This is a genomic window from Lapillicoccus sp. (assembly GCF_039935575.1).
Lineage (GTDB): Bacteria > Actinomycetota > Actinomycetes > Actinomycetales > Dermatophilaceae > Lapillicoccus.
Window position 1 is genome coordinate 1 of record NZ_JBDTKA010000083.1, and the last position, 12,364, is coordinate 12,364.

Annotated in this window: 14 protein-coding genes and 1 pseudogene; 5 read left to right on the top strand and 10 right to left on the bottom strand. The window is 68.2% G+C overall.

Annotated elements, in window-relative coordinates:
- Positions 1–282: hypothetical protein (locus ABI385_RS10555; protein WP_348103713.1), on the top strand; the 282-nt coding region annotated here is incomplete at its 5' end.
- 156 nt (positions 283–438) lie between these two features.
- Here the strand turns inward: ABI385_RS10555 and ABI385_RS10560 are convergent.
- The 8 genes from ABI385_RS10560 to ABI385_RS10595 all read right to left on the bottom strand — a co-directional run bounded on the left by ABI385_RS10560 (position 439) and on the right by ABI385_RS10595 (position 4,843).
- Positions 439–939 carry a CsbD family protein gene (locus ABI385_RS10560; RefSeq protein WP_348103725.1) on the bottom strand — a complete coding sequence of 167 codons (501 nt, stop codon included), beginning with the start codon at positions 937–939 and terminating at the stop codon, positions 439–441.
- The gene (locus ABI385_RS10565) at positions 932–1,558 is read right to left on the bottom strand and encodes a hypothetical protein (RefSeq protein WP_348103714.1); all 627 of its coding nucleotides are present in this window, start codon (positions 1,556–1,558) and stop codon (positions 932–934) included. The genes ABI385_RS10560 and ABI385_RS10565 overlap by 8 nt, the downstream gene beginning before the upstream one ends.
- Positions 1,549–2,334 carry a sigma-70 family RNA polymerase sigma factor gene (locus ABI385_RS10570; RefSeq protein ID WP_348103715.1) on the bottom strand — a complete coding sequence of 262 codons (786 nt, stop codon included), beginning with the start codon at positions 2,332–2,334 and terminating at the stop codon, positions 1,549–1,551. Before ABI385_RS10570 ends, ABI385_RS10565 begins: the two co-directional genes overlap by 10 nt.
- Before the next feature lie 30 nt (positions 2,335–2,364).
- Positions 2,365–2,964 (bottom strand): alkaline shock response membrane anchor protein AmaP, encoded by a 600-nt coding sequence (locus ABI385_RS10575; RefSeq protein WP_348103716.1) that lies wholly within the window; start codon positions 2,962–2,964, stop codon positions 2,365–2,367.
- A gap of 70 nt (positions 2,965–3,034) precedes the next feature.
- Entirely contained in the window at positions 3,035–3,616 is a 582-nt protein-coding gene (locus ABI385_RS10580; RefSeq protein ID WP_348103717.1) for a DUF6286 domain-containing protein, read from the bottom strand.
- Positions 3,616–4,065: an Asp23/Gls24 family envelope stress response protein gene (locus tag ABI385_RS10585; protein ID WP_348103718.1), complete on the bottom strand. Its 450-nt coding sequence runs from the start codon at positions 4,063–4,065 to the stop codon at positions 3,616–3,618. The genes ABI385_RS10580 and ABI385_RS10585 overlap by 1 nt, the downstream gene beginning before the upstream one ends.
- 4 nt (positions 4,066–4,069) lie before the next feature.
- Positions 4,070–4,252 (bottom strand): hypothetical protein, encoded by a 183-nt coding sequence (locus ABI385_RS10590; RefSeq protein ID WP_348103719.1) that lies wholly within the window; start codon positions 4,250–4,252, stop codon positions 4,070–4,072.
- A gap of 66 nt (positions 4,253–4,318) precedes the next feature.
- Positions 4,319–4,843: an Asp23/Gls24 family envelope stress response protein gene (locus ABI385_RS10595; RefSeq protein ID WP_348103720.1), complete on the bottom strand. Its 525-nt coding sequence runs from the start codon at positions 4,841–4,843 to the stop codon at positions 4,319–4,321.
- Between the two features lie 607 nt (positions 4,844–5,450).
- Here ABI385_RS10595 and ABI385_RS10600 point away from each other — a divergent pair.
- Together ABI385_RS10600 and ABI385_RS18520 are read left to right on the top strand one after the other, a co-directional pair.
- Complete coding sequence (locus ABI385_RS10600) at positions 5,451–5,705, top strand: nucleotidyltransferase domain-containing protein (protein WP_348103721.1); 255 nt, start codon at positions 5,451–5,453, stop codon at positions 5,703–5,705.
- A gap of 198 nt (positions 5,706–5,903) precedes the next feature.
- Complete coding sequence (locus ABI385_RS18520) at positions 5,904–6,095, top strand: HepT-like ribonuclease domain-containing protein (RefSeq protein ID WP_407068259.1); 192 nt, start codon at positions 5,904–5,906, stop codon at positions 6,093–6,095.
- 271 nt (positions 6,096–6,366) lie between these two features.
- On the opposite strand, the gene ABI385_RS10605 is transcribed toward ABI385_RS18520, so the two are convergent.
- The gene (locus tag ABI385_RS10605) at positions 6,367–7,557 is read right to left on the bottom strand and encodes a beta-propeller fold lactonase family protein (RefSeq protein WP_348103722.1); all 1,191 of its coding nucleotides are present in this window, start codon (positions 7,555–7,557) and stop codon (positions 6,367–6,369) included.
- A gap of 652 nt (positions 7,558–8,209) precedes the next feature.
- Here ABI385_RS10605 and ABI385_RS10610 point away from each other — a divergent pair.
- Positions 8,210–8,548: pseudogene (locus ABI385_RS10610) on the top strand (peroxiredoxin family protein); the annotation flags it as partial.
- Positions 8,549–8,571: 23 nt separating this feature from the next.
- Here ABI385_RS10610 and ABI385_RS10615 read toward each other — a convergent pair.
- On the bottom strand, positions 8,572–10,437 hold the full coding sequence (locus ABI385_RS10615; RefSeq protein ID WP_348103723.1) for a glycoside hydrolase family 15 protein: 1,866 nt from the start codon (positions 10,435–10,437) through the stop codon (positions 8,572–8,574).
- Between the two features lie 494 nt (positions 10,438–10,931).
- On the opposite strand from ABI385_RS10615, the gene ABI385_RS10620 reads away from it, so the two are divergent.
- Entirely contained in the window at positions 10,932–11,606 is a 675-nt protein-coding gene (locus ABI385_RS10620) for a haloacid dehalogenase type II (RefSeq protein WP_348103724.1), read from the top strand.
- Positions 11,607–12,364 lie beyond the last annotated feature (758 nt).

Consider the following 12,364-nt stretch of genomic DNA (forward strand, 5'->3'; position numbering starts at 1 on the left):
GAGAGCGGTCCGCACACCACTGCGCTGGAGTCACCCCACCAGGCCTGGCTCTGTCGGTCACACCTGATCGACAGCGCCCCCATCGACTCCGCAACCGTCCAGGACGTCATCCGAACGCTGAGAGTACTTCGTGAGCGCCTGGTTCTGCTGATCGAATCCATGACCGAACGTGGGTCAGTCCCCTCAGTGGAAGTCGATGCGGCCTGGGTCCAGACACTCGGCTGGTTCGCCGGTTGGCAGCTGCCGGTGACTTACCTGCGCACCCCGTCGGCCGACGGTTGACTCGTCGCTCTGAAGCATCCCGGCATGTCTGGAGACGTACTGGTTTGAGAGCTCAGCGGGATGCTCGGAGTTCGATAAGGGGGATCCGGGCCGCCACTACCTCAGAACCACTACGCCCCCCACGACGAAACAGTCCGAACCCACCTGAGGGCGTGGTCACTCGGTGAAGGCGTCCTTGACCGTCTCGCCGGCCTTCTTGGTGTCGGCCTTGGTCTGGTCGGTCTTGCCCGCGGCTTCGAGACGTTCGTTGTCGGTCGGGGTGGCGCTGTCGGCGGCAGAGCCGGGGTCGACGCCGAGGACGTTCACCTTGACCACGAGGTGGGTGCTCGGCCCGTCGGAGCTGGTGGACAGCAGCAGGGCCGTGACCGCAGACTGGACCGCCAGGGCCGTGGCCAGCACCGAGGCCCTGGACGTGACGCTGACGTCGAGGATGGCGGACGACACGACACCCGCGTCGAGCTCGACGGTGATGCCGTCGCTGGGCTGCGGCGGCGGCGGCGGTCCGGCAATGCGGTGCTGCCGCAGCCGGATCAGCGCCTCTCTGAGAGTGGGAACCAGTCCGGAGACGCCCGGGACTGCGAGCACGGTGCGTTCCAGCTCCCGGGTGATCTCGTCCTTGGTCACGGGGGTCACGGGGGTCATCGCGTTCTCAGGCATCGTGGAGATCCTGGACGTGGACGTTGATACGAGACACGCTGACCCCGATCTGCGCCGCCACGGCTGCGGTGAGGTCAGCGCGCAACGTGTCGAGCAGGTCGGGGATCTGTGAGGTGTTGCTGACTGTCACCTGGAGGTCCATGACCACCTCGGCAGGCTCCAGCGCAGTACTGCCAGACCCGGTATGCGGGTGATCTGGGTCGTGAGGAACCGGCGCCGCGGCGTCGATGCTGACCCGGCGGACCTCGACGTCGGGATTCCGGTCGCAGGTCTCGCGGACGACAGTTGCGACCACCTGCTCGCTGACCGCCAGGTCCGCCACCCAGCCCTTCTCTACGTCGGCCCGGCGCTGGAGAGGAATGGTGCGACCGCGACGGACCTCGGTCCGCACGATCGTCAAGATGTCAGAGAGCCTCTGGGCCGGCACCCGCAAGGCGGGGTCCTGTCGGTCGGCGGCGGTCATCTCCTGGGTCGCAGTGGACAGCTCGACGAGATCGGCGCGCGCCTGGGTGCAGAAGGGGCAGCTCTGCTCGTGCTCGTTCGGCGGCTGGTCGATGCGGACCCACACGTCGTCGACATCCCGACCGCAGCCGAGGCGGGTGGCCTGGGTCACTGCCATTCGCTCATCCCCTTCGCGAGCTTGACCCGGGCCCGGGCAATCCGGCCGCGGACCGTGCTGACCGGCACACCGATCGCATACGCGATCTCCGGGTAGGACAGGTCGTGCATCGAGTTCAGCACCCAGCAGGCACGCAGCTCAGCCGGCAGCTGCGCCAGCGCCAGCGTCAGCCCGTCGCGCAGCGCCTCAGTCTGCGCCTCCTCGGCGGGACCGTTGCCGGTGTCCGGATGCGCCCCGGGCCGTTGCAGGTCCTGCAGGTCCGAGTCCGAAGCGGGGGTCGTTCGCCTCCGGGCACGCCGGCGCAGCAGGTTGAGGCATCGACGGGTCATCAGCTGGTACACCCACGCATGGAAGGCGAGTGGGTCGTCGAGCGTGGGCAGCTTGCGCCACGCCACCAACAGGGTGTCCTGGACGGCGTCCTGGGACTCACCGAGATCGGACAACATCCGGTACCCCAGGCGTACCAGCTCACTTTCGTAGGATCGCGCCAACCGCTCGAAGGCAGCGGTGTCGCCGTCCTGCGCTCGCGTCACCAACGTGGTCTCGGCCAAGGCCCGGGCCGCCCCTGGTGACTGCGGGGGCGAGGTTCCCGCTGTCGAGTGCCGGGCGCTGTCCGGCGAACTGGCCGGAACGGGCGCACCCTGTCCTGACAGGTCCGCACCCGTCAGTGCCTTGAGGGGATCCGCGTCCAGCGTGGAGGGGACCTCGGGTGAGGTCATATCGGCGTCTGGGCCGAGGGTCTCTTCGTCGCTCACAACGCTGGTTTCAGGAGCCATACCGGCTCCGTGTCGGTGCCGATGCCTCCGTCACAAGGTGACACTGTCGGAGGTCCGTTGCTCGGGGCTGATGTCGACCTGGACGGCCAGGTGCGCCAGGGGTGCGCCCATCGCGGTGGCCAGGTTGGCGACGGGGCCGGACTGGACCGAGCGCAGCAGTTCGGGGATGTCGGTGCGGTCGTTGGCGGTCAGCTTGACGGTCAGCTCGGGCGCGTTGGCCGTCCCGCGAAGGACAGCGGCGGCGGCGGTGACACCGGGCAGCGTCTCAAGATCGTTGGAGACCGCCTCGGTGAGTACCGCCGGGGAGCACGTGGTGAGCCCGGTGGCGGCGTCGTCCTGCAGGCGGAACACGCCCGCCGCGTTCGTCCGGGGCACCTGGGCCAGCAGCCATCCCAGCCCTAGCAAGGCGACAAGGAGCGCCACCAAGCCGACCCCGATGACGGCCGCGGTGTTGGAGAAGAAGTCGCCTGCCCACGGCCCCAGCAGGTGGTCGTCGGTGGTGGGTCCACCGCTGACCGCCCGCGACAGCAGTCCGGTCCCGATGGCCGTCGACGCCAGGCCGACGACGAGCAGCAGCAGTCCGATGATCGCCAACCACGTTCGGTTCAGACCGGTCGAGAACTGTCTCATCGGATGCCTGCTCTCATCGAAACCCTCGTCGGACCATCATCAACGGAGAAAACCTGGGATCTCGTCGCGGTCATGGCTGCGTGGTCGTGACCGTAGCGGTCACGCTCGGCTGGGGTGACAGACCGACGGCAGCCAGGGCCTCGGAGACCCGGCTGGTGACCAGCTGGCCGATCTCCTCGGTCTGAGCCGAGGTGGTGGTGACGGACAGGCCCACCCGACGCGAGGTGACCGTCGCCGAGACGGTGTCGACGCCGTCGACCAGGTCGGCCTGAGCGGTGGCGAGCTTCGCGACCGCCCGTCGGGTCATGACGAACTCGGTGCCCTCGGTGTCCTCTGTCCCCTGGCTAGCGCCGAGGTCGATCTCGTATGCGTTGGGCATCCCGGGCCGCAACGCGGTAAGCAACAGCAGCAGCCCGAGCAGCGCGACCACGATGCTGATGACGATGACGACCACCGACCCCCAGGTCTGGGTGGCCCCCCACAGGTGAGTGCCTCCCACCCAGCCGGGCCACTTGCCGGTCGCAAGCCGTTCCACCGTGGCCCACACCCCGGCGACACCACCCGCGGCGACGAGCACCGCGACGATGGCCGCCGGGACGGTCCGGGACGGTCGTCGACGCAAGGACGAGGACTTCGCGTCATCGCGGGCCATCAGTGCACCTTGCGTGTGCTGGAGCCGCTGGTGGCGCGCAGCGCTGTGACCGTGATGTCGACGCGGGTGACCTCGACGCCGGTGAGCTCGTGGACCCGGTCCATCACCTGCCGGCGGACGTGGTCGGTGGCTTCGCGGATCGGGGTCGGGTAGGCAACCGTGACGTCCACCTTGACGGTCGCCGTCTTGCCGACCAGCTCGACCGTGGTGGCCGGGCGGGCGGTGAGGTCGCCCTGCGTCCCGAAGCCCAGGAAGCCTCCGGAGACACCGCCGGTCTGGCTCGACTCCGAGGCGGCCTGCGCGGCGATGCGTTCGACGACCTTCTTCTCCAGCACCAGCCGACCTCGCGAGCGTGCCGGCGACTTCGGCGATGGCGGTCCGGTCGGCGTGGCTTGAGTTGTCGCCTCGGGCGCAGCCCCCTGGCCCTGCCGTTCGATGGTGGCATTCATGGGGTCAACGCCGGTCCGTCGTCTGGCCGAGCATGGACCGGAGGTCCAGCTTGCCCTCGAGGACCAACCCCACGCCCCAGCCGACCGCGGTGAACACGGCGACGATGATCAGGTATCCGAAGCCCCCGAACGTGGCGACAACGCCGAGCGCGAGCCCGATGACGAGAGCGAAGCGGGAGGTGGTCATGACTGTCCTTCGAGTTGGCTGACTGACGCGAGGTGACTCATGCGTTGACGGATCTGTTGCAGTGGGTCAGGCGAGACGGTCGGGAGACTTCTGCGAGGTGTCGCCGTCGCCGGTGTCCTCGTCCGGCAGGTGCACGTCGGTGACGGTGATGTTGACCTCGACGACCTCCAGCCCGGTGGCGTGCTCGACAGCGGTGATGATCGACTCACGGATGTTGTCAGCGACCTCGACGATGGAGACGCCGTACTCGACCACGACGGAGACCTCGACCGCGGTCTGGCGCTCTCCCTTCTCGATGCTCACGCCGCTGCCGACAGTATTCTTTGCGGCCTGCCCGGGGAGGCGCTGCGCGAGACCGCTGAGCGCGCGACCCGCTGCGGAACCCATGGCATACACGCCCTCGACCTCACGGGTGGCCAGTCCGGCGATCTTCTCGACCACCTGGTCGGCGATCGTGGTGTCACCGAGCTCGGTGTGCAGGGCATCCAGCTGCTTCGGCTCGGGCGTGTTGGCCTCGGCGGCCTTGTCGGCCTGCTTCTGCTCCTCGGGAGTCTTCGGGAGCTGGCCGGGAGTTGAGGTGGTGGCAGTCATGGGGGAAGTCCTCTCAGATCCAGCCCTTCTGGCCGGGACATCAACAAGGACAACGCGACCGTGGCCGCCGTCACGCGTTCGCGGCAACAATCTTCAAGGGAGGCCCGACTGAGCACAGACTGCACGTGCGGGTCTCGTCGCCTTCCGCCGGTGCGAACGCATAGATGATGAACGCAGATGATGAACGTTCGGAGGTGGCGGCAGGATTTGAACCGACGGCGGAGTCTCCCCCGCACGCGCTTTCGAGTTCTGCGACACCCGATTCGCGGAGTCTTTGGGAGGGTCGCCAGGTTCGAGCCAGCCCTCGCCGGCCCTGGGAGCAACCCCCAGGGCCGTTCGCGAATGAGACGTGAGACCGCCTGGGCGACCGGGGCCCGCTTCGGCACGATGCAGTTGAACGCGGCGGCCCACCTTGGCCGCGCTCGAGCTGACACGGCTCCAGAGTTGAGCCGCCACGCACGCAGGTTCCAAATGGAGTCGTGAAGCAATCGACAGCGCGCCATGCGTGGATGAGCCACCACGCCACGTGGCGGGTGTGAGTAGCTGGCTACATGACCCCGGCGTGGGGCTCCATGTGTGCGATGTCAGTGGGCTCGTGCATGCAGTGATGCGTGCGGTACGAGGCGCGCGACCTGTGGCGCCGCGACTATCCGGTTCTGTTGCCCGCGGCGATGCCAGGCTGGACAGCGACATCGACCTGTTAGTCGACCTACTACCTGGTGGCGGCAACGAGCTGCTTCGGGTCTCCGGGATTGCCGAGGAGCTGACGGTGCTTCTGGGGGCAAGAGTCGATGTCGTGGCCGCATCGCTCATGCGCGGCGCAGTCTCCTCGAACGCTCTTGCTGACGTGGTGGCGGTGTGAGCCGGGCGGAGGAGGAACGGTTCGCAGACATCTTGGACGCGATCCAGCGGTGCCAGGACTACGCGCCGCACCTGCGCTCCGACGCTTTCGCCTCGATGGCCTACGACGCCCTCTGCGCAACCTCGCCGTCAGCGGCGAGGCCGTTCGGTCGCTGCCGACCGAGACTCGAGAGGCCATGCCTGATGTTCATGGGCGTCGATAGGAGGCTTACGCAATATCGTCGTGCACGAGTACTTCCGCGTGAATCCCGACCTGATCCTCGACATAGTCGGCGGTTGCAACCTGCGCGCTCGACGCGACCTCCGAAACGACGGACGCGATCACGTGAAGACCGGCGCGCGCCGGTACCCAATGTGGCTCATCGAACTTGACCGGGCACCTCGCTGGTGACCACCGAGGAGCCCGGTTTCGTTGAGCCCTTTTGCCGAAGTGGCAGGCGCCACCAATTGTCAAGCCGCGCTGTTGGCTGGTGCTCGTCCAAACGATCCGTGCCTGAAAGTGGTGTTGCCGCCGTAGGGGCCCACACACCGGTTCTGGCTTCGGCGGAGACGGCAGCGCCGTCCTCCACCAGCAATGCGACGTACGGCGGCCGCAGAGGTGGGGGGCCCCGACCGGTTGACCGGTCGGAGCCCCGATGGTGTGGCGTTGCTGAGGGTGTCGCTCAGTAGGCCGCCAGCCCGGACGCGCCATCGGCGACTGGCAGGCCACCGATGGCGACGCCGACTCGGGTCAGCGCACCGTCGTCGCCGATCCGGAACTGTGCGACGCCGCCCTTGCCACGCATCAGCAGGTAGAGGAAGTGGCTGTCCGCGGTCTGCGCCAGATCGACGGGCTGGCTCGACAGGCCGAGGGACGCGGCTGTCCCCTGCCGAAGCGTGACCGTGCCGTCGTCGCCCAGCGCATAGCTGGAGATGGTGCCGCTGCCGAAGTTGGCTGTGTAGGCGTACCGGCCGTCGTGGGTGACGACGATCCAGCAGGTGTCGGTCTGGTGGTTCGCGACCGACGTGCTGTTGGCCTGCAGGGTCCCGCCCTTCAACGCGTACGACGACACCGCCGAGCGCCCGGCTGAAGCGTCGAACGACTCGGCGACCACAACCTGCTTGTCGTTGCGGAACGCCAGGGCAAACGGCCGGATGCCAGCAGACTGGTTCCGCTTGGCCACGCCTGCCACGCCGTTCTTGTCGACGGCAAATGCGTCCAGCGCAATCGACGGCTTCAGGGTGAGCGCCGTGGTCTTCTCGGTCACCAGGATGGTGCTGCCGTCGGGGCTGAACTCGATGTCACCGGGCACTGCGATCGGGGAGCTGAGCGGCTGGACCGAGCCGGTTATCGGCGAGAGCCTGCCGTTGGCGCCGATCGAGAAGCCACGGATGCTGTTCGAGGCGACCGAGCCGTCCAGGACGTAGAGCAGGTCGTCGTGGAGGGTGAGGCTGACCGGCTGGTCACCGGCGTAGACCGTCTCCTTCAAGGTCAGGTCTGTGCCGTCGACGGCGAAGACGCTCACGCTGTCGCTGCCAGCGTTGACGGCATAAAGGAACCGGTGGTCCTGGCTGAGCCGAAGCGGACCCTGGGTGTCCAGGTCGACGCCGATCCCCAGCCCCCTCGTGTTGGTGGTTCCGACTCGCCTGAGCGAGCCATCCGCGCTCCTTCGGTAGCGGACGATCTGGTTGCCCGCGGTGGCGTTGGTCATCGCGAAGGCGGCGCCCTCCCCCTGTCCCAGCAGGACGGTTTTCGCCGCCGCCGGAGAGGACGACTGTGCCGTGGCATTGCCCGCCGAGCCCAGCAAGGTTGTCCCCACGGCAAGGGCGAGTGCGACTGCACCTATGCCGGCTCTGTGTGTACGCAGCTTCATCGGTGAGTACCTTTCAGTGTGGTGAGTACCACCCCTGCGGTGCACGTCAGTCATGGACCAGATCGGACGAGATCGGACTAGATCACTGACGTGCACCAACGGGGGCATCCGCCCCAGGAACCTGGGTGCTGGGCCAGTAGACGGTCCGCGAGCAGTGGCCGCAAGGCACTTGGACCCCTGACAGACGATTGGTAAGAAGCCCGCAAGGACCCGATAAGACGGCGGTAAGCAAACCGTGAGAAAGGCAAGGTTCGGCAGGGTGCGACCAGGGCGGCGCAGCTCCGGACCGGTGGCTCCGACCCCTGGCCCGCGCCGTCATCGGCAAGGTTCTGCTGGGCCCGGAGGAGATGCTCCGCCGCAAGCCTTCGCCCCCTCCCGTCCTGAAGCTCCAGACGGACTAGCGGGAATCAAAGGAGCCGACGTTTTCGCAGGCTACGGCCTCGGCGTCACGAACTGGCGCCAGCCGAATCACGGGTCGGCCGGCTTGCAGACAGGGGATTGGGGGTTCGAGTCCCCCTCGCCGGCTCTTGCCTCTGCTGCGGGTTTCGGGACTCTGACCTACATAAACACGGATCCTGGCTCTCTTGTAGGAAGTGTCGCCGACGTCGGCTCGTCCGACTGGTGCCGAAGGGTTTCCTAGCAGTGCAACACCCAGCTGCGGGCCTTCAGGCGGGCGCAGGACGACCTCGCCCAGGCTGGTGCCCGGGTCGTCTCGCTCTCCGTGGACGACGTGCCGACGACACTGGAGCTCATCGCCAAGCACGGGCTGACCTTCCCCGTCGGGCACAGCGCCGACGCGGCCGCCGTTTCTGCGGCCACCGGCGCGTTCGTCGACCCGCGGGGCGGCTTCCTGCAGGCGACGGGCTTCATCCTCGACCCGCGCGGCAGGGTCCTGATCAGCGTCTACTCAAGCGGCGCGATCGGCCGTCTGATGCCCGACGACGTGGCCGGGATGATCACCTACCTGCGCATGCACGAGAGCGACACCTGACGACCACGAACCCGCACCTCAGGTCACCCGGAACGCGGCGCCCGCCGTTCGATCGCCTCGGCCAGGGCATGCGCGGCGAGGACCAGGCCGAGGTGGCTGAACGCCTGCGGGATGTTCCCGAGCAGCTCCCCCGTCGCCGCGTCGACCTCCTCGGAGAGCAGGCCGAGATCGCTGGCATACCCGGCGCCACGGTGCAGCACCGTCTCGGCCTCCTCCACCCGGTCGGTCACCGCGAGAGCCTCGGCCAGCCAGAACGTGCACAGCAGGAAGCTGCCCTCGACGCCGTCGAGGCCGTCGCCGCCGCGGTAACGCAGGATCAGCCCGCGGCCGTCGCTCAGGCCGGCGGCCACCGCGTCGATCGTTCCGCGGACCCGGGGGTCGTTCGCGGGCAGCAGGCCGCTGGTGGCGATCAGCAGGGTGGCCGCGTCGAGCTCGTCGCCGCCGAACCGCTGGGTGAAGGCGCCGACCCGCTCGTTCCACCCCTCGGTGAGGATGGCGGCCTTGATCTGGTCCCGGATCGTCGTCCAACGAGGCGTCCGGTCGGTGGCGCCGAGCTCGGGGGCCAACGAGATCCCGCGGTCGAGGGCGATCCAGCACATCAGTGCGCTGTGCACGTACCGCGCCGCGGGTCCACGGATCTCCCAGATTCCCTGGTCCGGTTCCTGCCAGGTCGCAGCGGCCGTCTCGACTGCGGCGACCAGCAGCGTCCGGGTGGGTTCCTCGAGATCGCTCAGGTACGGGCGGAGCCGGTATGCCGCGTCGAGGAGTGCGCCGTAGACGTCCTGCTGACGCTGGGTCCACGCGCCGTTGCCGACTCGGACCGGGGCGCTGCCCCGCCAACCGTGCAGGTGGGGCAGCTCCCGTTCGGACAGGTCGCGTTCGCCGCCGACGCCGAACATGATCTGCAACGGCAGGCCGCGCTCGAGCTGGGTGGCGGCCGCGCGGGCGAAGAACGCGAAGAACCGGGCCGCCTCGTCCGGGCAGGCCGCCACCCACAGACCGCGCAGGGTCAGGCTGGCGTCGCGGACCCAGGTGTACCGGTAGTCCCACGTCCGGTCGGTCCCGACTCCCTCGGGCAGGCTGGTCGTCGCGGCGGCGACGATGGCCCCACTGGGCGCATACGTCAGGCCTTGCAGGACCAGGCCGCTGCGGTGCACCAGCCGCTCGAGTGGTCCCCGGTATCTCTGGTGCAGGTCCGACCAGCTGCGCCATGCCGCGTCGGTGCGGTCCACCGTCCTGGCGATCCGCCGCGCCGACCACCCCTTCAGCTCCTCCCCCCACGCCGGCGCCTGCTGCATCGCCAAGCCCAGCTGCTCTCCAGCCTCCAGCGTTGCTCGGGCTTCGGCCGTTCCTGGTTCACCGCGCGACTCTCGCGTTGTCCGCGACTCTGAGATCGTCATCGGCAGATTGGTCGAGAGAAGCTGCACGGTCGCACCGCCACGCGCCACGACGCCGCCCGACGTGGCAGCCAGCCGCGGATGGATGAGGCCGAACTCCGGCCGGGGCACCCACTGCACGACGATGTCGACCTGACCGGACTCGCAGCGTGCGTGGCGCAGCAGCACCCCGGGTGAGGTCTGGCCCAGATCGTGGCCGCGGTCATGACGGCCGAGCGCGAGGCAGTCCCGCACCACCAGGGTCCCGGTGGCGCAGGTCCACACGGTCTCCAGGACGAGGCCCTGCGGGAGATAGCGACGCACCGCGACCGCGTCCGGGTTGGCCGGCCGGAGCAGGAAGTGCCCGGCCTCGTCGTCGAGCAGCCGCGCGAACACCGCGGGACTGTCGAACCTTGGCAGGCACAGCCAGTCGACCGAGCCCTCCCGCGTGACCAATGCCGAGGTATGCCCGTCGGACAGGAAGGCGTGCTCGGCAATCGGGGTACCACTCACGGGGGACCTTTCCTCTCGCTGGTCCGGCACGGACAGCCGCACCGGGTCGTTCTCTGACGGGGACGCCTGTGGCGTTGCTTCACGGGAACAAACGGTGACAAGGAGTCGATGGGTGGAGTCCCGGCGCCTGCTGGCTGAGCCTCTCACCTCGTGTGGCGGCTGAAAGTCCTGGCGGGAGCACCCGATCGGGTCGGCCGACAGGACCCTGGTCTGGGCCGAGACCAGCACTACGCCGCCGAAGGCCCCTTGCCAAGACCGATCGGAGCACCGTAACCAGCCGATAACAACTCCACCCCAGCCGTCATGCCCTCGGCGGGGGGCCCGGGGGCTTACAACCGGGTGACGTCGGGCCTGGGGTGTTGACGCTGCGGCCGTGACGATCGACGGTGGGGTATGGCATCGCGAACCCCGCGCCTGGTCCCTGACCCCCAACCGTGGAGAGAGACGTCCACGTCGATCCGCACGGCGCGACGGCCACCGCACGTGGCGGCACCATGACGCGGGTCATCGCCTTCGACGTGAACGAGACGTTGCTCGACCTGCGCGCGTTGGACGACACATTCGAGCGGCTGTTGGGCTCGACATCCCAGCGTGCCGCGTGGTTCGCGCAGATGCTGCAGCTGTCCTTTGTCGCCGGCCTGACCGGTGAGTACGTCGACTTCACCTCCGCGCAGACCGGCGCCCTGACCATGCTCGCGCAGCGGCGCGACCGCCCCCTGACCCCGCAGGACGTGACTGAGGTACTGAAGCAGATGAGCTCACTGCCTGCCCACCCCGACGTTCTGCGGCCACTGGAGAGGCTCGCCGCAACGCCGCTGACGGTCGTGGCGCTGACGAACTCCACTGCCGCAGTCGCCGAGGCGCAGCTGACAAACGCCGGGATCCGGTCCTGCTTCGAGGCAGTCCTGTCCGCCGACAGCGTGCAGCGTCTCAAGCCTGCCCCGGAACCCTACCTGTCGGTCGCCGCCGCTTTCGGCGTCGACATCGGCGAGGTTCGTCTGGTGGCCGCCCACTCCTGGGACGTCTCCGGGGCCCTCGCCGCAGGTTGCCAGGCCGCGTTCGTGGCTCGGCCCGGAATGGTCCTCAGCCCGATCGGACGCCAACCGGACATCGTCGGCGCCGGACTGGACGCGGTCATCGACCAGATCATCGCTCGCGACATCACCTGACGCCCGGCAGAACCTGCCCGAAGTCCGACGCCTTGCACGGGCTGACCGCACTCGATGTCGGCCAGCTCGTGCGCTGGATGGACATCGAGGACTGGGGTGCGGCATGACGTTCGTCGAGTGGCTCGTCGAGTGGGTCGTCGAGTGGGTCGTCGAGTGGGTCAGGGAGCAGTTCGACGTCAACGACCAGACGATCCACTAGGCGCGAATCAGCCCCTCGACCCGGGATCCGGCGAGGGGCTGATCTGTGCTGATGAGTGTTCACAATGGCGGTGGCGGTGGGATTTGAACCCACGGTGGAGTCTCCCCCACACACGCTTTCGAGTTCTGCGATGCCCGACTCGCCCGGGTCTGTCAGGAGGGTTCCGAGCACGAAAATGCCTGCCGCCGGGCGCCCGCTGAACGTCCCCGAACGTGCGCGAATGAGACTAGGAATGAGACTGCCGCTGCCGCTGCCGCTACCGCTTGGAGGCCGCCGACCGGCCTGCGAAGAATCAGCCTGCAGGGGACTGCGTGGGGCTGCTCCACAGTCACCTAGATGGATCAGGACCCTAGACGCTCGGGAGCCGGCCGCTATCGGGATGTGTGGATGGGGTGTACCCCAGAGCGGCAGAATGCAGGTGTGTGCAGATAGGGAGGGTCCTAGATGCACAGTTCCTCGGCCGCGTTTTAGATGGTGGGTGTCCGAGAGCACGCGTCTCGAAAGCCGGCTATTGACGTCGACGTATCGGTGTTGGCCTGGGATGCTTCTTCTGTCAGGG

Coding starts and splice junctions, on each gene's coding strand:
- ABI385_RS10620 (WP_348103724.1), top strand. CDS start 10,932: ATGACGCGGGTCATCGCCTTCGACGTGAACGAGACGTTGCTCGACCTG.
- ABI385_RS10575 (WP_348103716.1), bottom strand. CDS start 2,964: ATGAGACAGTTCTCGACCGGTCTGAACCGAACGTGGTTGGCGATCATC.
- ABI385_RS10565 (WP_348103714.1), bottom strand. CDS start 1,558: ATGGCAGTGACCCAGGCCACCCGCCTCGGCTGCGGTCGGGATGTCGAC.
- ABI385_RS10590 (WP_348103719.1), bottom strand. CDS start 4,252: ATGACCACCTCCCGCTTCGCTCTCGTCATCGGGCTCGCGCTCGGCGTT.
- ABI385_RS10585 (WP_348103718.1), bottom strand. CDS start 4,065: ATGAATGCCACCATCGAACGGCAGGGCCAGGGGGCTGCGCCCGAGGCG.
- ABI385_RS10570 (WP_348103715.1), bottom strand. CDS start 2,334: ATGGCTCCTGAAACCAGCGTTGTGAGCGACGAAGAGACCCTCGGCCCA.
- ABI385_RS10595 (WP_348103720.1), bottom strand. CDS start 4,843: ATGACTGCCACCACCTCAACTCCCGGCCAGCTCCCGAAGACTCCCGAG.
- ABI385_RS10600 (WP_348103721.1), top strand. CDS start 5,451: ATGCGTGCGGTACGAGGCGCGCGACCTGTGGCGCCGCGACTATCCGGT.
- ABI385_RS10580 (WP_348103717.1), bottom strand. CDS start 3,616: ATGGCCCGCGATGACGCGAAGTCCTCGTCCTTGCGTCGACGACCGTCC.
- ABI385_RS10605 (WP_348103722.1), bottom strand. CDS start 7,557: ATGAAGCTGCGTACACACAGAGCCGGCATAGGTGCAGTCGCACTCGCC.
- ABI385_RS10560 (WP_348103725.1), bottom strand. CDS start 939: ATGCCTGAGAACGCGATGACCCCCGTGACCCCCGTGACCAAGGACGAG.